Raw genomic sequence first — 20,976 nt, 5'->3', positions numbered from 1 at the left:
TTGCTCAAAAATGCTATAATAGTCAGCATATACAAGCTATTAATAACAAAAAATAAGTACCTATTTGATTGGAGGAAATCCATGTATAAAGATGACAGTTTAACCTTGCATACCGACTTGTACCAAATCAATATGATGCAGGTTTACTTTAACCAAGGCATTCACAATAAAAAGGCCGTTTTTGAAGTTTATTTCCGTCAACTTCCGTTTAAAAATGGCTTTGCTGTATTCGCAGGTCTGGAGCGTATTGTCAACTATCTTGAAAATCTGACGTTTTCAGAAACCGATATTGCCTATTTGAAGGACCTTGGTTACCCTGCTGATTTTCTAGATTACCTAGCTAATTTAAAACTTGGATTGACCATCAATTCGTCACTTGAGGGAGATTTAGTGTTCGCTAATGAACCGATTTTTCAAGTGGAAGGTCCCTTGGCTCAGTGTCAACTCGTAGAGACTGCTTTACTTAACATCATCAATTATCAGACTTTGATTGCGACCAAGGCGGCTCGAATCCGCTCAGTAATTGGTGATGCTCCTCTGTTGGAGTTTGGGACACGCCGTGCACAAGAGATGGATGCAGCGATATGGGGGACGCGTGCAGCCGTGATTGGTGGTGCTGACGCAACTTCAAATGTACGTGCTGGCAAGATTTTCGGTATTCCAGTTTCAGGGACTCATGCCCATGCACTTGTTCAAGCCTATGGCAACGATTATGATGCCTTTAAAGCCTATGCCTCTACTCATAAAGACTGCGTATTTCTTGTGGATACCTATGATACCCTTAAGATTGGTGTTCCCAATGCTATCCGTGTGGCTAAAGAGCTAGGTGATAAGATCAATTTCTTGGGTGTCCGTCTTGATTCCGGTGACTTGGCTTACCTGTCTAAACAAGTACGTAAGCAACTAGATGCAGCTGGTTTCCCTAATGCCAAGATTTATGCTTCAAACGATCTTGATGAAAATACCATTCTGAACTTGAAGATGCAAAAGGCCAAAATTGATGTCTGGGGTGTCGGTACCAAACTTATCACTGCTTATGACCAACCAGCCTTGGGTGCGGTCTACAAGATTGTCTCAATCGAGGATGATCAGGGAGTCATGCATGATACCATCAAGCTATCCAACAACGCTGAGAAGGTTTCGACACCAGGTAAGAAGCAAGTGTGGCGTATTACGAGTCGTGCTAAGGGTAAATCAGAAGGTGACTATATCACCTTTGCAGGCACAGATGTTAATGCTTTAGAAGAAATTAACATGTTCCACCCGACTTACACCTACATCAACAAGACTGTTCGTGATTTTGATGCGGTACCACTCTTAGTACCTATCTACGACAAGGGGCAACTAATCTATGATTTGCCAAGTCTTGATGAAATCAAGAACTATGCGACTAAGGAATTGGATGAGCTTTGGAATGAGTACAAGCGCGTGCTAAACCCTCAAGATTATCCAGTTGACTTGGCCAAAGACGTATGGGATAACAAGATGGCCCTCATTGACAATGTGCGAAAGAAAGCCCATAACTTTCCAGAGAAAAAGGAGACATTATGACTTTGCAAGAAACAATTATTGATCAACTAGGGGTTAAACCTAACATTGATCCAAAAGAAGAAATTCGAAAATCTGTTGATTTTTTGAAGGCTTATATGCTTAAACATCCATTCCTTAAGTCTTATGTTTTAGGGATTTCCGGAGGTCAGGACTCTACCTTGGCTGGCCGTCTAGCCCAACTTGCCGTTGAAGAGCTTCGTGCAGAGACAGGGAAAAACTATCAGTTTATTGCCATTCGCTTACCTTATGGAGTGCAGGCAGACGAGGATGATGCCCAACGTGCCCTTGCTTTTATCAAGCCAGATGTGAGTCTTGCGGTTAACATTAAGGAAGCTGTTGATGGTCAGGTTGCTGAGCTTGCCAGGGCAGGTGTAAGTATTTCTGACTTTAACAAGGGAAATATCAAGGCCCGTCAACGCATGATAACTCAATATGCGGTTGCTGGTGAAAATAGTGGGGCAGTTATCGGGACAGACCACGCTGCTGAAAACCTTACAGGTTTCTTCACAAAATTTGGTGACGGTGGTGCGGATATCTTACCGCTTTTTCGCCTAAACAAACGTCAAGGTGCAGCCCTTCTTGCGGAACTAGGTGCGGACAAGGCCCTTTATGAAAAAGTGCCAACAGCTGATCTGGAAGAGGACAAACCAGGAATCGCTGATGAAGTGGCACTTGGAGTGACCTATCGTGAAATTGATGACTACCTTGAAGGCAAAGAGGTATCAGCTAAGGCTCAAGAAACCATTGAAAATTGGTGGCGTAAGGGTCAACACAAACGTCACTTGCCAATCACCATTTTTGATGATTTTTGGAAATAAGAGGAGAAATGAGTTATGATTAAAGCTTATATTGATTTTTGGAAGCGTGCCTTTGACTTTAGAGGCCGTTCAACTCGTCCAGACTACTGGTGGGTTTACTTGATTAATGTCATCATTAATACTATCCTTGTAGTAGGTTTTGTTCTCATTCCTTTCTTCAGTAGTGTGTCTAATGACCCAGCTATATTATATGATTCAGCCGAAATACAAAAAATGATTTTGAAACATATGTCGCCAATAATAATTTTTGGTTTAATCATACTAATCCCACAACTGTCCCTTCAATTTCGTCGTTTACGAGATGCAGGTATTCATCCGGCTTGGGGGCTTCTAAGTTGTATGGGGCTTATACCAGTCTTGGCTATCTTATCACCTATTGGAAGCATTGTACTCATAATCATGTCGTGTCAGCCAACTAAACCAACACCTGAAACGATTTTTGATAAAGTTGAATAAGATTATTGTAACCCTAGGTTAGACCCAGGGTTATTTTTAAATTGAATTTTCAGAAATTAGTGATAAAATAGGGAGGAAGAACGCTTAAGAGGAGGAAACTTATGACTTCACTATCAACAGATTTTACAGAAAAACTATTTTCAGATTATGAGGCCAATGTCAAGTACGGCGCTATCGAAAACGCAGTAACTCATAACGGCTTGCTTAAATCTATCGAGACACGTCAATCAGAAGTTGAAAACGACCATGTTTTTTCAATTGATTTGACTAAAGATGAGGTGTCTAACCAAAAAGCTTCAGGACGTTGCTGGATGTTTGCGGCCCTTAATACTTTCCGTCATAAATTGATTTCAGACTTCAAATTGGAAAGTTTCGAGCTTTCTCAAGCACACACATTTTTCTGGGATAAATATGAAAAATCAAACTGGTTCTTGGAACAAATCATTGCTACAGCGGATCAAGAAATTGGTAGCCGCAAGGTTAAATTCCTTTTGGATACCCCTCAACAAGATGGTGGACAATGGGATATGGTTGTATCAATCTTTGAAAAATATGGTGTTGTACCCAAATCAGTTTATCCAGAATCTGTAGCTTCAAGCAATAGTCGTGAGCTTAATCAATACCTCAATAAGCTTCTTCGTCAAGATGCTCAAATCTTGCGTGATTTGATTGCTGGTGGTGCTGATCAAGCTGCTGTTCAAGCTAAGAAGGAACAACTTCTTCAAGAAATTTTCAATTATCTTGCCATGACTCTTGGTTTACCACCACGTCAGTTTGATTTTGCCTACCGAGATAAAGATGACAACTATCAATCTGAGAAGGATATCACGCCACAGGCCTTCTTTGAAAAATATGTTGGTCTTAAACTAAGCGACTATGTGTCAGTTATTAACGCTCCAACAGCTGATAAACCTTACGGAAAATCTTATACTGTTGAGATGTTGGGTAATGTTGTAGGTGCGCCAAGTGTGCGTTATATTAACCTCCCAATGGACCGATTCAAAGATCTTGCTATTGCACAGATGAAGGCTGGAGAGACTGTTTGGTTTGGTTCAGATGTTGGTCAAGTCTCAGACCGTCAAAAAGGTATTCTTGCAACTAATGTTTATGACTTTACAGCTAGCATGGATATTAACTTGACTCAAGACAAGGCAGGACGTTTGGATTACAGTGAATCTCTCATGACTCATGCCATGGTATTGACCGGAGTTGATTTGGATGCCGATGGAAAACCAATAAAATGGAAGGTTGAAAACTCTTGGGGAGACAAGGTTGGACAAAAAGGTTACTTTGTCGCTTCTGATGCCTGGATGGATGAATACACTTATCAAATCGTTGTCCGTAAAGACTTCCTTACAGCTGAAGAATTAGCAGCCTATGAAGCAGAACCACAGATACTTGCTCCCTGGGACCCAATGGGGGCTCTTGCTTCAAAATGAGAGGATATCTCAAAAACACTGGATAAAATTCCAGTGTTTTTAGTTGGCTTCATTAAAATTTATGGTTGTAAAAAGAGCTATCCAATGGATAACTCTTTTCAATTCCTTTTACTCATCTACTGTAGAAGTGTTTGAATTTGAATGCTCAGCACCGTTAGAACCCGATGTTGAAGGATTTGTTGATGCATCAGGGCCATACTGTTGACTATCTTGTGAACTTGATGAGTCACTACTTTTACCATAATCTGAACTTGATGATGAGCTAGATGTTCCTAGTGATCCGGTATAAACATTTGACGTTGACGAACCAGTTAGGAAGACGTAACTACCATTGTTGTAAACACCACTAGGCATATCGAAATCTTCAGAACCTGCACCATACATCTGGTTGAGGTAGCTACTTGTTAGACCGTAGATTTGTTTAGCGATATCTAGGTCTGAGCCATAAAGTGGAGTTTTACGGTTTTTATAACCTGTCCAAATGGCCATTGCATATTTAGTATTATAACCAACGAACGTTTCGTCAGGAACCATAAGATCAGCGTAGACGCCACTTTCTTTTTGTACTTGATAGTACTCATCGTCACCGTAGTTAGATGTACCCGTTTTACCGGCATTGATGGTGCCAGGTACATAAGCTTCAGTCGCTGTACCACCTGTCAAAACCTGTTTCAACATGCTATTCATCATATAAGCTGTTTGTGGCGACATGGCCTTGACACCTTTAGAATCGTATGATTTTGTTGAACCATCTTCAAATTTAATTGATTTAATGTAGGAAGGTTTGTAGTAAGTACCACCATTGGCGAAGGCTGCATAGGCAGCCGCCATCTTCTCACTTGAAGCACCATATTTAGGATCTGATGATGTTGTTGAAGATGAGATAGCGTTTGAATAGAACATCTCTGGGTACTCAATACCTAAATCTTTCAAAAAGGATTGAGCATACTCCAAGCCAGTCGCTTGAAGGGCTTTAACCGCAGTGATGTTACGTGATTGTTGAAGCGCATAAGTCAATGAAATGCTTCCGTAATACTTACGGTCCCAGTTGTAAACTGGTGTTGAAGAACCTGGGAAATTGTAAGGATTATCGTAAACAGTCGTACCAGTGTTTGTATAAACACCTTTTTCAATAGCAGGAGCATAGTCAGTGATTGGTTTCATTGTAGAACCCCAGTCACGGTCAGTTTGAACAGCTTGGTTTGTACCAAGGGCAATATTTTCGTCTTGGTGACGTGATCCCAATTGAGCAACAACATATCCATTGGTAACATCAATGATAGTAGAAGCTACTTGAAGTTTGTCATCAGGATAAGCAATATAATCATTTGAGTTGTAGACATTCCAAATGTATTTTTGGATATCAGGGTCAAGATTTGTATAGACATCGAGTCCAGCTGAGTAGATATCAGCATTGGCTTCGGTAGAGACTTGTTCAACAACTTGTTTGATGTAGTTATCTAGGTATGGTTCGTAGCTAGCTTTCTTTGTGAGTGGAAGAAGACCATCTGATACATCCGTTGCTTTAGCTTGCTCGTACTCTTCTTTAGAAATATTTTTGTCTTCATACATTTCATTAAGAACAGTGTTGCGACGTTCTTTAGCAGCATCCGGATTAGTATAAGGATCATATTGTGTTGGTGCTTGTGGGATCCCAGCAAGGAGAGCTGCTTGGGCAACTGAGAGGTCACCTAATTCTTTACCAAAATAAGATTTAGCTGCGGTCTTCATACCGTAGTAACCATTACCCATATAAACCTTATTAACGTAGAAGGTCAAGATTTCTTGTTTAGTATATTGACGCTCCATTTGGAGAGATAACCATATTTCTTGTGACTTACGTTTAAGGGTTTGGTCTGAGGTATTAGTTGAGAAGTAAGCTAACTTAATCAACTGTTGGTCAAGTGTAGATCCCCCTTGAGTGCTGTTATGACGAAGGTTGTTAACAGCAGCTCCCATAATACGATAAACGTCAATACCGCGATGGGTAAAGAAACGCTTATCCTCGATAGAGGTAATTGCATTGACTAGGGTTGTAGGAATCTCATCTGTTGAAGCACTTTCACGTTTTTCGGACCCCAAGTCAGCAATAAGACTACCATTACCATCGTAAATCTTACTTGAGTTTGTTGATTGCAACTTATTCTCGGTAAGTTTAGGAACACTGCTAACATAGTAAGCAAAGAGTCCACCACCAGCAATGACACAGATTACAAAGAAAGTCAGTAGTCCAATAAAACCGTATTTTACAATACGCCATCCTAAACTTTGATCTGAAGCAGATGAGCGTTTTCCTTTGCTATAGCGAGAAGAATCTGAACGTTTAACCTGTGTGTTTTTAGCACGTTTAGTTAAACCGCTAAGTGATTCTTTAAAGTTGCTGAAATTAAATTTAGCCATTATGTGTTACCACCTAATAATTTTTCAATGATTTCTAAATAAGGAACTTGAGGATAAGCTGCCTCTGCGATTGCATAACCTCTTTTTTTGATATAATCAAGAGGCATTGATTTTGATCCCTTATCAATTCGATAAAAAGCGATCAAGTCTTTGGCAGGCAGAAGGTAGGTTTCCTTAAGCGTTGAAAAGTGAAGTAGCACGAAGCAGATTCCATCTTGATTGATGACCTGAGACATGTGCTCAATTTGATGCGCATGAAAGTTTTTCATAGGCATAGATGTCTTTTGCCGTGTCTCTTTGGCTTCAAAATCAATATAGTATCCTTTGTAAACACCAGAGTAGTCGGTAGTTGAGGCTTGCCTAAAGTAAGCTTCTACAATCTTTGCTCGTGAGCGTTTTGGATAATCAACTTTGACGATCTGAACAGGTGTAGGTTTCTTATGAATAACAGCTAAGCCACGCGACAAATAGTAATCATTAGTCGCATTAATAGCAGATTCAAAGTTCATCCCCCGATTGGCAAAGTCAACTCTATTAGATTTTTTAGTACGTACTTGTGCTATCTTACGAGATATCTGATGGGGATAGTTTACCATTTCTTTCCCTTCTTCTTTAATAAGATATGCATAAAGACTACTTCATTATACCATAAAATGAAGGAGGAAAACAATAAATGACATCACTACTCATAACGGGCTATAAGAGCTTTGAACTTGGTGTTTTTAAAGACAAGGACCCTAAGGTAAATATCATTAAGAAGGCAATCAAACGTGATTTTAAACGTTTTTTAGATGAAGGTGTGGATTGGATGATTTTTACTGGAAACCTTGGTTTTGAATTTTGGGCGCTAGAAGTGGCTAAGGAACTTCAGAAAGACTATCCTTTGAAATTAGCGACATTATTTCCATTTGAAACACACGGTCAGAATTGGAATGAAGCTAACCAAGCAAAATTGGCAGCCTTTAAACAAGTTGATTTCGTAAAGTATAGTTTCCCAGCTTATCAATCGCCAGCTCAGTTCAAACAATTTAACCAGTTTCTCATCGATAATACAGACCAAGCCTATTTATTTTATGAGCCTGAAAATGAAACAAATTTGAAATATTTTTACAATATGATAATAGATGCAAGCGATTATCCCTTATTTCGGTTGACTTTTGATGACCTCAATGAAGTCATGTCGGAATAGGACATAATTGAGTTTTAAACTTGCATTTTTATATTTTTTTCTGTATCATGAAAGCATTGGACTGTAAAGTATTAGTAAGTTAGATAAGATAAGTATTGGAGAAGAATAATGGCTAAGATTAATTTAACGCCCAAGAAAATCTACGAACAAGAATTTAAAACAAGCATGCGTGGATACGATAAAACAGAAGTTGATGAGTTTTTAGATGATGTAATCAAAGATTACGGTGTCTACATTGCTCTAGTTAAAGAATTGCAAGAAGAAAATGCAAAACTGAAGGCCAAGGAGACATCAGCTCCTGCAAGACGTCCCGCATATGCAAGTGCGACAAGTGAACCACCATATGCTACTGCCAATATTGCTTCGGCTTCAAACTATGATATCTTAAAACGTATCAGTCGTTTGGAAAAAGAGGTCTTTGGAAAACAAATCGTCGAATAAAAATGGTTTTGTGCAATTTTTGGATAATCGCATGGTTGCTAGTCTTCCATGAGGAAAGTCCATGCTAGCACTGGCTGTGATGCCAGTAGTGTTTGTGCTAGGTGAATCAATAAGCCTAGGGACTTGATTTTCAAGTTACGGCGAGCGAACTAGCTAAGTCTTAGGATAGGTTTTAGTAGCTCTGAAAGTGCCACAGTGACGGAGTTTTTAGGGAAACCTAAAAAGTGGAACGCGGTAAACCCCTCAAGCTAGCAACCCAAACTTTGGTAGGGGCATGGGATGGCTGGAAACGAACGGACCATTCTGACTGCTATGCAGTAGACAGATGATTATCGAAGGAAGTGGTACCTAGTCACTTCTGGAACAAAACATGGCTTATAGAAAATTGCATATAGGTGAGGCTGGGGCAAATGTCTCAGCCTTCTTTTAGCAAGAAACGTCTCTTTTGCGTCTACCAACTAAGGGCAAGAGTGAACAATAAGCTATAGTTTAGGAGAGTTTGTACTCGTAATAATTAGGTAACAGGATAACAATGAAAGAAACATTTACATTAGTAGCAACTGCTGCAGCCGGACTTGAAGCTGTGGTTGGACGAGAACTACGTGAGTTGGGGTATGAGATTCAAGTTGAAAATGGTAAGGTGCGTTTCCAAGGAGATGTTCGTGCAATTGCTGAAACTAACCTTTGGTTGAGAGCTGCAGACCGTATCAAGATTGTGGTGGGAGAGTTTCCAGCACGTACTTTTGAGGAGCTTTTTCAAGGAGTTTATGCCTTGGACTGGGAAAATTATCTTCCCTTAGGTGCAAAGTTCCCAATTTCAAAAGCTAAATGTGTTAAATCAAAGCTCCATAATGAGCCGTCTGTTCAGGCGATTTCTAAAAAAGCTGTTGTTAAAAAATTACAGAAGTATTTCCACCGTCCGGAAGGAGTGCCTCTTCAAGAAACAGGTGCGGAATTTAAAATTGAAGTTTCAATCTTAAAGGATAAGGCTACTGCTTTAATTGATACTACAGGTGCTAGTCTCTTTAAGCGTGGCTATCGTACTGATAAAGGTGGGGCACCTATTAAAGAAAATATGGCGGCTGCTATTCTTGAACTTAGTAACTGGTATCCTGACAAACCTTTGATTGACCCAACTTGTGGTTCAGGGACATTTTGTATTGAAGCTGCTATGATTGGAATGAATATCGCACCAGGTTTTAATCGTGATTTTGCCTTTGAGGCATGGAATTGGGTGGATAAAGATTTAGTACAGTCAGTACGAGATGAAGCTGATAGCAAGGCAAATTACGATGTTGAATTAGACATTATGGGTTGTGATATTGATAGCCGTATGGTTGAGATTGCTAAGGCTAATGCTCGCGAAGCTGGTCTTGAAGATGTTGTTAAATTGAAACAAATGCGTTTACAGGACTTGAAAACAGATAAAATCAACGGTGTCATTATTTCAAATCCTCCTTATGGGGAGCGCTTGTTGGATGACAAGGCTGTGGATATCTTGTATAATGAAATGGGTCAAACTTTTGCGCCGCTTAAAACGTGGAGCAAGTTTATCTTGACCAGTGATGAACAATTTGAAAGTAAATACGGCATGAAAGCTGATAAAAAACGTAAGCTTTATAACGGGACCCTCCGCGTTGATTTGTATCAATATTTTGGAGAGCGTGTTCGCCGTTCTGAGGCTAGAAAGGTAAATTAAACGTGTCAGAAGATAAAACACAAGATGGCTATGAAGAAAGCCAAGAGTTAGATTTCCAAGATGCCAAGGAAATGACAGTCGGTGAGGCTGTCCGCAAAGAAGCTGAGATTAATGCTGGTGTAACCGAAACAGATAGTATTTTGGATAAGTATATTAAGCAACATCGTGAGGAAGTTACCTCACAAAAATTTTCAAAGAAAATTGAAGCAGATGGCGATACATCACCCTTAGATGCCTTCATTCAAAAGCAACGTCAGGAATTTGCTGATTCAGGTTTGATTGGTCAATCAATGGCTAATGAGGCAACCAACTCAACGACTGCTGATGAAACAGTAACACCTATGACTTTTGGTTTGGACACAACTGACGCTAAGGAAGATGATACTCAAGCTTCTGTTGAACCTGAAATCACTGTGAAACCAGAAAGTCAAAGCTCTGAAACCATCATAACATCAACTAATGCTGATCGTTTTATCACGTCAGAAGCAGAAAAATTCGATCTTGGTGAAGCCCTTGCTGCAACGTCTAGATCAACTAATCAACAAGTTGATAACGCTGATATGGTAGACAATATTGATGATCCGGAACCAGAAAGTACCTTACCTGCTGATGACAAGGCTTCTGAGCCACAAGACTCTAAACCTCTGTTGGAAGATGTTGAAGTCTCAGAAACAATCGACTTAGAAGCTATTGCCACAACAGTTGCTGGTGTAACAGGAGTTAAAGCTGATGAAGCAAAAGCGATACCAAAAGTGTCTATGACAGTTAATCGTCCATCAGCAGAAGATAGAGTCTCTTCAGGGTCTATTTCTCCATCTCATAAAGGTTTCTTTGATGGTGATATTCCACTTTATCGCCGTAAGGGTGTTGTTATCGTTGCTCTCGCGGTTCTTGTTCTGGCTATAATTGGTGGTAGCTATGCTCTTTATAAAGGAACACATAGCCAATCTGCGAAAACTACAAGCACTGCTTCTTCAGCAGTAATACCATCATCAAGCAAGGATGCATCAGCTTCTGATAATAAAGCCTTCGAAGACATGTATAAGAATTTCTTCACAGATGATGAGCAGACAAAACTAGCTAATGATCAATTTGGTAAGCTATCAGACTTGGAAAAACTACTTAAAAAATTGGAAAAAACCAAGTATTATGATGCAGCTAAGGTCAAATACGATAACTTGAAGAAACAAATCGAAGCTATTGAAAAAGTCAATAGTAAGTATGAATCAGATGCTCTTGTAGACGGTAGCTATAATGCCTCTATCTCAGTTAAATCTGATGCAAACTTTAATGATCTTTCAGAACGTGTAACAAATACTGGCAATGCTAGTCTTGATAGTACTATCCAAGAAGCTATTAAGGGCGGTAAAACACAGCTTGAAGAAAAGGCTAAAGCTGCAAGTGCAACGTCTGCAGCGACAGCTTCTGAAAGTGTTAATACTGCTACTCCTTCGGGAGATAACACATCTGGAGCATCTAATTCAGGTGTAACAAGTGCGACTGGTGGAGTTTCTGGTGGTACAGCTGCAACTTCAACAGTTGTGACACGAGGCATCATAAATTACAATCCATCTATCCTTCAACGTGATCGCTCTCGTGTGCCTTATAATGCAAACGTAGTAGCGGATACAAGTAATCCAGCTTGGACTTGGGCTAATGGTGTTCTTGATAAGATTATTGCAACATCTCACTCACGTGGGTACTTCTCAGGAGATAACTTTATCCTTGAGCCAGTCAACATCATCAACGGAAATGGTTACTACAACATGTACCTTCCAGATGGAACTTATCTCTTTAGTATCAACTGTAAGACAGGTTACTATGTAGGTAATGGTTCAGGTCACTCAGATAAACTTGATTATGAATAATAATCGACGACACTCCCTAGGGAGTGTTTTTTTTGTTTTATCGTGGTGAAGGCCGAGTTTATAAGAATTTTGTGCTATAATAGAGGGATAAGATAGGGGTGAATACTATGGCGAAATTGATGCCGGGTAGAGTCCGTAATGAGGGGATTAAACTTTTTGAAAAGGGTCTAATTGCCATTCATCAGGTCTCAGAAACTCAGTTGGACACGACAGTTGGCCAACATCATTTAATTTATGCGCTCGATGATTCTGAAATCACGTGTGACTGTGATTATTTCGCTCAAAAAGGCTATTGTCCCCATTTGGCGGCGGTTGAGTATTATCTAAAAAATGATAAAGAAGGCCAGCGCCTCTTGGCAGAACTGGAAGAGGAACAAGAGCTCTCTCAGGGCCAAGAGCGAGGTCACTCTTTTGGTGGTTTATTTTTAGAAGGGCTTTCCCTAAATGAAGATGATACCGTTAGATATAGCTTGATGGTAGAGGGAGAGGAGTCTACCTTTGGTTCAGAGATTTGGTGGAGCATACGTTTACGTCGCTTACCAGATGAACGTTCTTATGTTATTCGAGATATTCCTGCCTTTCTCAAACTTGTAGAGGTTGAGGGTTATTATCAGATAGGTAAGAACTACTATGAACTCCTATCACTTATTCAATTTGACCAGGCTTCACAGGCATTTTTAAACTACCTAGGACGGATGATTCCAGATGAAGCCAAGACTAATTTAGACTTTATTTTACCGAATAATGCACGTCACCTTTGTCTCCCCTACGGTTTTTTTGAGGAAGGTTTGAGACGGATGCAAGATTTGGATGGCTTTAGGTTTGAATGGGAAGGGACTGAATACCGCCAACTTTTGGTCGAGGACTTGACTGCTGATGCCAATCTCTTCTCGTTTGATATTTGTGTCGAGCCCAAGATGATTGAATTGACTGTTTCTGAGAAGAATAGTCAGGCCTTTTTTAATAATCGTATTCTCTTCTATCAAGGTGTTTTTTATCGTCTGAATAGAAAACAACAAAAACTTTTGGTTGGCTTACGCTCTCTTCCAATCGGAAGCGATTTGAATAAGCACGTCAGCTTTAATCTCGATGAACAAGCCATCTTGGCTGCTAGTCTTTTTGATTTTAAGACTATGGGGCCGGTTAAGGCACCAAAAGCTTTTAATATCAAGGATTTTACACCGAGATTTCGCTTTAATCTGAAAGGTGATAGTGAGATTGTTCTTACATTAGCCTTTGATTTTGATGGTTTTTTGGTACATGATCGCCAAGAGTTGAGTCGTTTAGGATTTACTAGTAACTATCGTCATGAGCAGGCTGTTTTTCGTTTGATGTCTAAGCATGGATTCACCCCTGATTTTCAGTCATATAAACGATTAAGTAGCAGTCAAGAGCTCTATGATTTCTTTACAAATACTCTACCAGATTTTGGAAATGCAGGAACGGTTCTGATTGGACAGGAGTTACGTGACTTACGGGTTGAGCAGAGTCCACAGGTTCAGGTAGAGTGTCAGGGAAATTTATTAGATATTTCCTTTGATTTTTCAAGCCTTGACGATGAAGATGTGGATCATGCTTTAGCAGCCTTGATGGAAAGCTCGCCCTATTTTATCAATCGTAGTGGTCAGTTGATTGTTTTTGACGAAGCGACGCATCGTATTAGTGAGAGCCTCAAAACTCTGAGAGCTCGTTATTCAGGAAAAGGTCACCTAGAACTCCATCAATTAACTGCCTATCAATTGATGGATGCTCTTTCAGAAAGTGATTCTGTTCGTTTTTCAAAAGATTTCCAACTCTTAACGCAACATTTGAGTAAGCCAGAGACCTTTGATTTGCCAACCTATAAGGTAGAAGCTGGCCTTCGTCCCTATCAGGAAAAAGGTGTTCAGTGGCTATCTATGTTGCATCACTATGGTTTTGGCGGTATCTTAGCCGATGATATGGGGTTGGGGAAAACTTTGCAAACTATTGCCTATCTCTCTGCACATTTAGAAGAAGGACAACGAGTTTTGGTTTTGTCACCATCAAGCCTGATTTACAATTGGCAGGATGAGTTTAAAAAGTTCGCTCCTCAGTTAGATGTAGCGGTTTCTTATGGACTCAAGCTAAAACGTGATGACATCATTGCCGAAGACCACCAGATTATCATTACAAGCTACGCTTCCTTCCGTCAGGATTTTGATGCTTATAAGGCTGGCAAATATGACTATCTCATTCTCGATGAGGCTCAGGTCATGAAGAATACACAGACAAAGATTGCCCAATATCTACGTGATTTTTCTGTTCCACATTGCTTAGCACTATCTGGAACGCCTATTGAAAATCATTTGTTGGAGATTTGGTCTATTTTCCAGATTATTCTACCAGGACTTTTACCAGCTAAAAAAACTTTCCTTAAGTTAACACCTAAGGAAGTGGCTAGGTATATTTCTCCCTTTATTCTAAGACGTAAAAAAGAAGAGGTTCTTCCTGATCTCCCAGATTTGATTGAAATTACTCACCAAAGTGAATTGTCAGATGCTCAAAAGGCTATCTATTTAGCACAATTGCAACAGATGCAACAAGGATTAATTTCGGCAAGTGATCAGGAAATCAACCGTCATAAGGTGGAAATCTTGTCAGGAATTACCCGCTTACGCCAAATTTGTGATACCCCAGCCCTCTTTATGGATTACGCTGGTGATAGTGGGAAATTAGATAGTCTTAGAGACCTACTTAGTCAAATTAAGGAATCAGACCATCGTGTCCTTATTTTTTCACAATTTCGTGGGATGTTAGATATTACAGAGGAACTTTTACAAGAGGTAGGTATTTCCTCTTATAAGCTAACAGGGTCGACCCCATCTGATAGTCGTCAGGAGATGACCAAAGCCTTTAATCAGGGGAGTCGAGATGCCTTTTTGATTTCTTTAAAAGCAGGGGGTGTAGGGCTTAACTTGACTGGTGCTGATACAGTTATTCTGATTGACCTTTGGTGGAATCCAGCAGTGGAAATGCAGGCTATTAGTCGTGCTCATCGTATCGGTCAGGAACAAAATGTCGAAGTTTTCCGTTTGATTACAAGAGGTACTATCGAAGAGAAGATTCTTGAGCTTCAAGAAGGTAAGAAAAATCTCGTTACAACAGTATTAGATGGCAATGAAAGCCGTGCTAGCATGACAGTTGAGGATATTAAAGAAATTCTTGGTATTGCAATATCTTAATCTGTTATATTTAATATTGGAATACTAAAATATAAAATGGCACTAGGCAAATCTTTTAAATTAGGCTATAATAGAATATTGCAAGACGTATCTCCCCATTCCCGATTGTTTATATTAAGATACGCATCATCTCGAAAACGAAAGGAAGTCTTTTATGCATCGCCAAAGACGACAATTTCCGCTGATTCCGGACGGAGAATCTTGCTTGCAAGAACCTATCTCTATGCGTCTATATGAAAATGAAGATTTAATCACTAATATCCGTGGTCCTTATCAGGATAAGGACTATAACGATTTCTTGCTGAACCATGAATTCTTGTCAGCTAAGGCTCATAAACGTAAGCAGGCTCCAAACCGAGCTGAAACACAAGAGGATGGAATGACTTATGCTGAAGAAGCCCGTGAAAAGGCGAAGCGTGACGTACGTGATAAACGCCAAAAATACCTACGTCAAGAAGTTCAATCAACTAAATCTACGAATATCCGTTCACTAGCTGCTAAGCCTAAGGTAGAAAATAAACCAAGCTTTGAGGCTACTGTTGAGGCAGTTGCTGTAACAACGGATAAGGAGCCAGTGACGGCGTCTATCTTGGAAGCTCCTGTGAGTGCTATTAAGAGAACATTAGCACCTAATGGGAAGCACTCAAAAATCCATCACTTGGCAAATCGTCTGAAACAAGATACTTATATCTTGGCAGAAGTGGTTCCAACTTATCAACAACCTAGTAACCCATCTCGTAAGAACGTCAAGAAAAATAGCTATGACTTCTTGAAACGTAGCCAGGTTTATAATTACCCAGAACGTCAAGCTCACCGTGAACACCGAATTGCTCAAGAACTAAATTTGACGCATTTAGAAGATGCAAATTAATCGCAGTTTGATTGCAAGGAGAAACTATGTCAAAAACTTATCATTTTATTGGAATTAAAGGATCTGGCATGTCGGCTTTGGCCTTGATGCTCCATCAAATGGGACACAAGGTTCAAGGTTCCGATGTGGAAAAATACTACTTCACCCAACGTGGTCTTGAGCAAGCGGGTATTCCAATCCTTCCTTTCGATGAAAAAAACATCACTGAAGATGTTGAATTAATTGCTGGGAATGCTTTTCGTGAAGATAACAACGTTGAAATTGCTTATGCCATTAAAAATGGTTATAAGTTCAAGCGTTACCATGAATTTTTGGGTCATTTCATGAATCAGTTCACTAGCTTTGGTGTGGCCGGTGCACATGGTAAGACCTCTACGACAGGACTCTTGTCACACGCTATGAAAAACATCACAGATACGTCATACCTTATCGGTGATGGAACAGGACGTGGTTCAGCCAATGCGCAATACTTTGTCTTTGAAGCAGATGAATATGAACGTCATTTCATGCCGTACCATCCTGCTTACTCAATTATCACTAACATTGACTTTGACCATCCAGATTACTTTACAAGTATTGATGATGTTTTCTCAGCATTCGATGATTATGCAAAGCAAGTACAAAAAGGGCTCTTTGTTTACGGTGAGGATTCTAACCTCCGTAAAATTACATCCAATGCACCAATCTATTATTATGGCTTTGAAGAAAATGATGACTTCATGGCAACAGAGATTGTTCGTACAACGACGGGGTCTAACTTCAATGTGAAACATGATGGACAAATCATAGGGAAATTCCATGTACCAGCTTATGGTCGTCACAATATCTTGAATGCAACTGCGGTTATTGCTAACTTGTATGTAGCTGGTTTTGACATGGCCTTAGTTGCTGAACATCTAAAAACTTTCTCTGGGGTTAAACGCCGTTTCACAGAGAAAGTTATTAGTGATACTGTTATCATCGATGACTTTGCTCACCACCCAACTGAAATTATTGCAACGCTAGATGCAGCACGTCAAAAGTACCCATCTAAAGAGATTGTTGCTATTTTCCAACCACATACTTTTACCCGTACCATTGCTCTTCTTGATGACTTTGCTGAGGCTTTAAATGAGGCGGATGCTGTCTATTTGGCACAAATTTATGGTTCTGCGCGTGAAGTTGACCACGGTGATGTAAAGGTTGAAGATCTTGCCGCTAAAATCAATAAACCTGCCAAAGTGGTGACAGTTGAAAATGTTTCACCTCTCCTTGACCATGACAATGCTGTCTATGTCTTTATGGGAGCTGGAGACATCCAACTTTATGAACGTTCATTTGAAGAGCTCCTAGCAAGCTTGCAAAACCACATGTAATATATTAAGGGCTGTAGCGATTTCGCTCAGCTCTTTCTCTTGGATAGAAAGGGATTTTAGATGATTATTCGACACGCTAGAACGAATGATTGGACTGATGTTGTTCGTATCGAACAAGATAATTTCTCGCCTGAAGAGGCTGCTACACCAGAGGCTATTGCAGAGCGTTTAGAGACAATTTGTGATACCTTCCTAATTGCTGAAATTGATGGCACTGTAGCTGGTTATATAGAAGGACCTGTGATTGCGGAACGTTATCTCACAGATGACCTGTTCCATAAAGTGGCTCCTAATGTTAGTCAAGGAGGCTATATCGCAGTTACTAGTTTATCTATCTCCAAAGACTTTAAAGGGCAAGGTGTTGGAACATCCTTGATTGCAGCTCTTAAAGACCTAGCTATTGCTCAAAAACGTCAAGGGATTAGTTTGACTTGTCATGATTACCTGATTACCTACTATGAGATGAATGGTTTCATTGACGAAGGAGAATCCAAATCAAACCATGGCGGTAGCATTTGGTATAATATGGTCTGGGAGAACCCAGAAGGCTAGTAATGCCAGTGTTACGTTACTGTGACAAAGAACCAATTGATTTGCATTAACTGACTTTTTAAGATATAATGGCGTTTGTTACTATAGAGGAGGTATGCCTTGACGGACAAGTATAATGAACACTCGGAATCTGCTGAAGATAGCCTAAGCTTTAAAAATCAGATTCTTCGAGATTTACAAGAAGCGACACGGCTCCGTTCTCTTCGTGAGGAGGAGCATAAAAAAAGTGCAACTATGCCCGAGACACCACTTTCAATGTCAGCTGATAGCCATGCAATAGATTCTGGATCAGCGTCAAATAAAGTAAGTAACCAAAATTTGAGTTCTCATTCTGTTGCTCATAGTGCTATAGCTAAAACTATGACTTCTGAGACGGCTCGAGATTTTCAAGATAGTGTTGACTTGTCTTCTAATTCTCAAGCTGATTCTTTAGCCCCTAATGTCCATTCAAACGTAATATCAAGTCCTAAAGAGCAAGTTGATAAGGAGAAAAATTTAATTATTCCTCAGGAGACTGAAATGTTGAAACGTCGTTTTAAACGTCCAGTTTGGGAAACTAGTCTTAACGCGGAATCAGAGGAAGAATATATTCCTGCAGATGTTGCTAAGGAGCTCATTGAAGCTAAGGCTAAAGAATCTATCTACACGAATCCTAAAGAATTGGTGTCCAAGATGACATCAGAACGTCAAAAAGAAGCATTTTTGCAGGAACATCATATAGCAAGTAATCACTCTGAACCAGTAAGGGTTCAGTCAGACCTAGTAACTGACGACAATGAGAGTGATGAGAGTATTGCTTTAGCAGCCTCTGAAAAAGCTAACAAAAAGAAACGTAAGAAAGTGAAAAAGAAAGAGTCCTCGCTAAAAGATGTTAAACAGGACGAAATCATCAACGAAGAACCGATTTCACGCTCCAATCGAAATCAAAAACGCAATAAAAATAATCGTCGTGCAGGACGAATTGCAAGAAACATAATTGTCTTATTGATTCTTATCTTATCATTAGCTGGATTCTTTGGTTATCGATATGTTAGTGATGCAGTTGGTGCAAAAGATGTCAAGTCGACTAAGTTTATTAGTGTTGAAATTCCTGAAAATTCAGGTAACAGTTACATCGGTCAGTTATTGGAATCAGCTGGTGTCATTAAATCTGGTAAAGTCTTTAATTACTATACCAAGTTTAAGAACATTTCAAATCTAAAAAGTGGTTACTATAACCTTCAGCCTAGTATGACTATGGATGAAATTATTGAGGTACTTCAGAAAAAAGGAAGTGATAAGCCTCAGGAACCATCTCTGGGTACAGTCTTGGTTAAAGAAGGATACACCATTGAGCAAATCGCCAAGGCGGTTGAAGTTAATTCATCAGCTAAAAAAGGTAAACATTCATCTACTGGATTTAAGGCAAAAGACTTCTTGAAACTTATGAAGGATGATGTTTTTCTTACTAAGATGAAAGCGAAGTACCCAACCTTGTTGGCAAACCTTCCGAAGGATACAGATGCTAAGTATGTCCTAGAGGGTTATCTGTTCCCAGCGACTTATAACATTCATGACGATACGACGGTGGAATCTTTGGCAGAGGAAATGCTCTCTACGATGGACACCTACCTATCACCATACTATGCAACAATTTCATCAAGTGACCACAATGTTAATGAGATCTTGACTTTAGCTTCTCTTGTTGAAAAAGAGGGAGCAACTGACGATGACCGTAAAAACATTGCTAGCGTTTTCTATAATCGTCTTGATTCAGACATAGCCTTGCAAAGTAATATCGCGGTTCTTTATGCTCTTGGAAAACTTGGTCAAGAAACGACCTTGAAAGAAGATGCAACGATTGATACGAATATTGACTCCCTTTATAATGATTATGTTCATAAAGGGTTGATGCCTGGTCCTGTAGATAGTCCTAGTCTGTCGGCAATAGAAGCGGTTATCAATCCATCTTCTACCAAGTACATGTACTTTGTGGCGGATGTATCAACTGGTAATGTCTATTTTGCTGAGAGCTATGAAGAGCACCAGCACAATGTTGAAACTTATATTAATAGCAAACTAAAAGATAAATAGTCTGATTGGTTAATTAAAATTCCGTAACTAACTACTGAGTTTGATTTTAAACCAACTGGCTAAAAAATAGGAAAGAGAAAAAAATGGCAGAAAAAACATATGTAATGACCCTAGCAGAAAAAGAACAACTTGAAGCAGAATTGGAGGAGTACAAACTCGTACGTCGTCCAGAAGTTGTAGAACGAATCAAGATTGCCCGTTCTTATGGTGACCTTTCAGAAAACTCTGAGTATGAGGCGGCTAAAGATGAGCAAGCCTTTGTTGAAGGTCAAATTCAAATTCTTGAAACAAAGATTCGTTACGCAGAAATCGTTGATAGTGATGCTGTTGCTAATGACGAAGTTGCGATTGGTAAAACAGTTGTTGTGCAAGAAGTTGGTACAAGCGACAAAGATACTTACCATATCGTTGGTGCAGCCGGTGCTGATATTTTCTCAGGTAAAATTTCAAATGAAAGCCCAATTGCTCAAGCCTTGATTGGTAAGAAAGTTGGAGATAAAGTAGCTATCGAATCACCAGCAGGTAGCTACTCTGTTGAAATCCTTAGTGTAGAAAAAACAGCCTAAGCAAATGTTAGGACAAAATTGTCCAGTATTTGAACAAACATCGAAATACCTACATGATGTAGTAGATGTTTGATCCTTGTAGGAGTGAGGCAGAACGTTTGTTCTGTCTTACTCCTTTTTTAGTTACCAGCGATATTAGGAGCTAGGTTAGTCTGAGTTTATCTATAAGAAAACACTCTTGAAGTTTTTTGAACTACACCCCAAAAGTTAGACAGAAACAATCTACCTTTTGGGGTGTTTTATTATGAAATTAACTTATGAAGATAAAGTTTAAATATATGAATTGAGAAAACAAGAGGAAGAGTACCTAAAATGGGACGTAAACGTAAGAAAACTTGGGAAGAAATACCAGAGCTAGAGCGACTTCAAGAGGAGAACGCATGCTTACGTACCGAGGTGGCTTACTTAAAAAAGTAAAAAGAGCTAGAAGACAGGGACGAAGCCTTACAGCGAGAAAGTCAGAGATAATTAGAGAAATAGTCACAAGAGGATTTC

At 39.6% G+C, this 20,976-nt stretch carries 16 protein-coding genes, 1 other RNA gene and 1 pseudogene; 16 read left to right on the top strand and 2 right to left on the bottom strand.

All coding sequences use genetic code 11. The annotated features are described in order from the left end of the window. The first annotated feature begins 81 nt into the window (after positions 1 to 81). The 4 genes from ADF62_RS09020 (at position 82) to pepC (ending at position 4,264) form a co-directional block, all read left to right on the top strand. Positions 82 to 1,551, top strand: coding sequence for a nicotinate phosphoribosyltransferase (locus ADF62_RS09020; RefSeq protein WP_048788636.1), 1,470 nt, complete (start codon positions 82 to 84; stop codon positions 1,549 to 1,551). After that, positions 1,548 to 2,369 (top strand): ammonia-dependent NAD(+) synthetase, encoded by an 822-nt coding sequence (nadE, locus tag ADF62_RS09015; protein ID WP_003098058.1) that lies wholly within the window; start codon positions 1,548 to 1,550, stop codon positions 2,367 to 2,369. Before ADF62_RS09020 ends, nadE begins: the two co-directional genes overlap by 4 nt. 15 nt (positions 2,370 to 2,384) lie before the next feature. After that, complete coding sequence (locus tag ADF62_RS09010; RefSeq protein WP_048788635.1) at positions 2,385 to 2,825, top strand: DUF805 domain-containing protein; 441 nt, start codon at positions 2,385 to 2,387, stop codon at positions 2,823 to 2,825. 101 nt (positions 2,826 to 2,926) lie between these two features. Continuing rightward, a complete protein-coding gene (pepC, locus tag ADF62_RS09005) occupies positions 2,927 to 4,264 on the top strand; it encodes an aminopeptidase C (protein ID WP_048788634.1) in 1,338 nt (445 codons plus the stop codon). Positions 4,265 to 4,372: 108 nt separating this feature from the next. Here the strand turns inward: pepC and pbp1a are convergent, their stop codons facing one another. Then, complete coding sequence (pbp1a, locus tag ADF62_RS09000; RefSeq protein WP_048788633.1) at positions 4,373 to 6,664, bottom strand: penicillin-binding protein PBP1A; 2,292 nt, start codon at positions 6,662 to 6,664, stop codon at positions 4,373 to 4,375. Then, positions 6,664 to 7,260, bottom strand: a complete 597-nt coding sequence (gene recU, locus ADF62_RS08995) for a Holliday junction resolvase RecU (protein WP_003098053.1) — start codon at positions 7,258 to 7,260, stop codon at positions 6,664 to 6,666. Before recU ends, pbp1a begins: the two co-directional genes overlap by 1 nt. Before the next feature lie 77 nt (positions 7,261 to 7,337). Between recU and ADF62_RS08990 the strand changes: the two genes are divergently transcribed. From ADF62_RS08990 to ADF62_RS10545, 12 genes and pseudogenes are all read left to right on the top strand, one after another. After that, complete coding sequence (locus ADF62_RS08990) at positions 7,338 to 7,853, top strand: DUF1273 domain-containing protein (protein WP_048788632.1); 516 nt, start codon at positions 7,338 to 7,340, stop codon at positions 7,851 to 7,853. Positions 7,854 to 7,961: 108 nt separating this feature from the next. After that, positions 7,962 to 8,294, top strand: a complete 333-nt coding sequence (gene gpsB, locus ADF62_RS08985) for a cell division regulator GpsB (RefSeq protein WP_003095155.1) — start codon at positions 7,962 to 7,964, stop codon at positions 8,292 to 8,294. A 15-nt stretch (positions 8,295 to 8,309) separates the two neighbouring features. Beyond that, positions 8,310 to 8,677: RNase P RNA component class B (gene rnpB / locus ADF62_RS09955), an RNA gene on the top strand. 149 nt (positions 8,678 to 8,826) lie between these two features. Next, positions 8,827 to 9,993: a THUMP domain-containing class I SAM-dependent RNA methyltransferase gene (locus ADF62_RS08980; protein WP_003095030.1), complete on the top strand. Its 1,167-nt coding sequence runs from the start codon at positions 8,827 to 8,829 to the stop codon at positions 9,991 to 9,993. Positions 9,994 to 9,995: 2 nt separating this feature from the next. Beyond that, positions 9,996 to 11,861, top strand: a complete 1,866-nt coding sequence (locus tag ADF62_RS08975) for a cell division site-positioning protein MapZ family protein (protein WP_048788631.1) — start codon at positions 9,996 to 9,998, stop codon at positions 11,859 to 11,861. Positions 11,862 to 11,968: 107 nt separating this feature from the next. After that, on the top strand, positions 11,969 to 15,064 hold the full coding sequence (locus ADF62_RS08970; protein ID WP_048788630.1) for a DEAD/DEAH box helicase: 3,096 nt from the start codon (positions 11,969 to 11,971) through the stop codon (positions 15,062 to 15,064). Positions 15,065 to 15,218: 154 nt separating this feature from the next. Continuing rightward, complete coding sequence (locus tag ADF62_RS08965) at positions 15,219 to 15,935, top strand: hypothetical protein (RefSeq protein WP_003098046.1); 717 nt, start codon at positions 15,219 to 15,221, stop codon at positions 15,933 to 15,935. 26 nt (positions 15,936 to 15,961) lie between these two features. Further along, positions 15,962 to 17,290, top strand: a complete 1,329-nt coding sequence (murC, locus tag ADF62_RS08960) for a UDP-N-acetylmuramate--L-alanine ligase (RefSeq protein ID WP_048788629.1) — start codon at positions 15,962 to 15,964, stop codon at positions 17,288 to 17,290. A 60-nt stretch (positions 17,291 to 17,350) separates the two neighbouring features. After that, entirely contained in the window at positions 17,351 to 17,842 is a 492-nt protein-coding gene (locus tag ADF62_RS08955) for a GNAT family N-acetyltransferase (protein ID WP_003095047.1), read from the top strand. 99 nt (positions 17,843 to 17,941) lie between these two features. Continuing rightward, positions 17,942 to 19,915, top strand: a complete 1,974-nt coding sequence (mltG, locus tag ADF62_RS08950) for an endolytic transglycosylase MltG (protein ID WP_048788628.1) — start codon at positions 17,942 to 17,944, stop codon at positions 19,913 to 19,915. Between the two features lie 83 nt (positions 19,916 to 19,998). After that, the gene (gene greA, locus ADF62_RS08945; RefSeq protein ID WP_003095077.1) at positions 19,999 to 20,481 is read left to right on the top strand and encodes a transcription elongation factor GreA; all 483 of its coding nucleotides are present in this window, start codon (positions 19,999 to 20,001) and stop codon (positions 20,479 to 20,481) included. Positions 20,482 to 20,763: 282 nt separating this feature from the next. Further along, positions 20,764 to 20,976: pseudogene (locus tag ADF62_RS10545) on the top strand (IS3 family transposase); the annotation flags it as partial.

Origin of the sequence: Streptococcus sp. 1004_SSPC, from assembly GCF_001069025.1 — a bacterium.
In the GTDB taxonomy this organism is placed as follows: Bacteria; Bacillota; Bacilli; order Lactobacillales; family Streptococcaceae; genus Streptococcus; species Streptococcus vestibularis.
Note: the sequence above shows the minus strand (reverse complement) of the source record. Positions and strands in the feature narration are given on the sequence as shown.

What these genes read in the sequence shown, in the direction of transcription:
- recU (WP_003098053.1), bottom strand. Translation starts at nt 7,260, where the DNA reads ATGGTAAACTATCCCCATCAGATATCTCGTAAGATAGCACAAGTACGT.
- ADF62_RS08970 (WP_048788630.1), top strand. Translation starts at nt 11,969, where the DNA reads ATGGCGAAATTGATGCCGGGTAGAGTCCGTAATGAGGGGATTAAACTT.
- gpsB (WP_003095155.1), top strand. Translation starts at nt 7,962, where the DNA reads ATGGCTAAGATTAATTTAACGCCCAAGAAAATCTACGAACAAGAATTT.
- ADF62_RS08955 (WP_003095047.1), top strand. Translation starts at nt 17,351, where the DNA reads ATGATTATTCGACACGCTAGAACGAATGATTGGACTGATGTTGTTCGT.
- greA (WP_003095077.1), top strand. Translation starts at nt 19,999, where the DNA reads ATGGCAGAAAAAACATATGTAATGACCCTAGCAGAAAAAGAACAACTT.
- nadE (WP_003098058.1), top strand. Translation starts at nt 1,548, where the DNA reads ATGACTTTGCAAGAAACAATTATTGATCAACTAGGGGTTAAACCTAAC.
- ADF62_RS09010 (WP_048788635.1), top strand. Translation starts at nt 2,385, where the DNA reads ATGATTAAAGCTTATATTGATTTTTGGAAGCGTGCCTTTGACTTTAGA.
- ADF62_RS08980 (WP_003095030.1), top strand. Translation starts at nt 8,827, where the DNA reads ATGAAAGAAACATTTACATTAGTAGCAACTGCTGCAGCCGGACTTGAA.
- pbp1a (WP_048788633.1), bottom strand. Translation starts at nt 6,664, where the DNA reads ATGGCTAAATTTAATTTCAGCAACTTTAAAGAATCACTTAGCGGTTTA.
- ADF62_RS08965 (WP_003098046.1), top strand. Translation starts at nt 15,219, where the DNA reads ATGCATCGCCAAAGACGACAATTTCCGCTGATTCCGGACGGAGAATCT.
- pepC (WP_048788634.1), top strand. Translation starts at nt 2,927, where the DNA reads ATGACTTCACTATCAACAGATTTTACAGAAAAACTATTTTCAGATTAT.
- murC (WP_048788629.1), top strand. Translation starts at nt 15,962, where the DNA reads ATGTCAAAAACTTATCATTTTATTGGAATTAAAGGATCTGGCATGTCG.
- ADF62_RS08990 (WP_048788632.1), top strand. Translation starts at nt 7,338, where the DNA reads ATGACATCACTACTCATAACGGGCTATAAGAGCTTTGAACTTGGTGTT.
- ADF62_RS09020 (WP_048788636.1), top strand. Translation starts at nt 82, where the DNA reads ATGTATAAAGATGACAGTTTAACCTTGCATACCGACTTGTACCAAATC.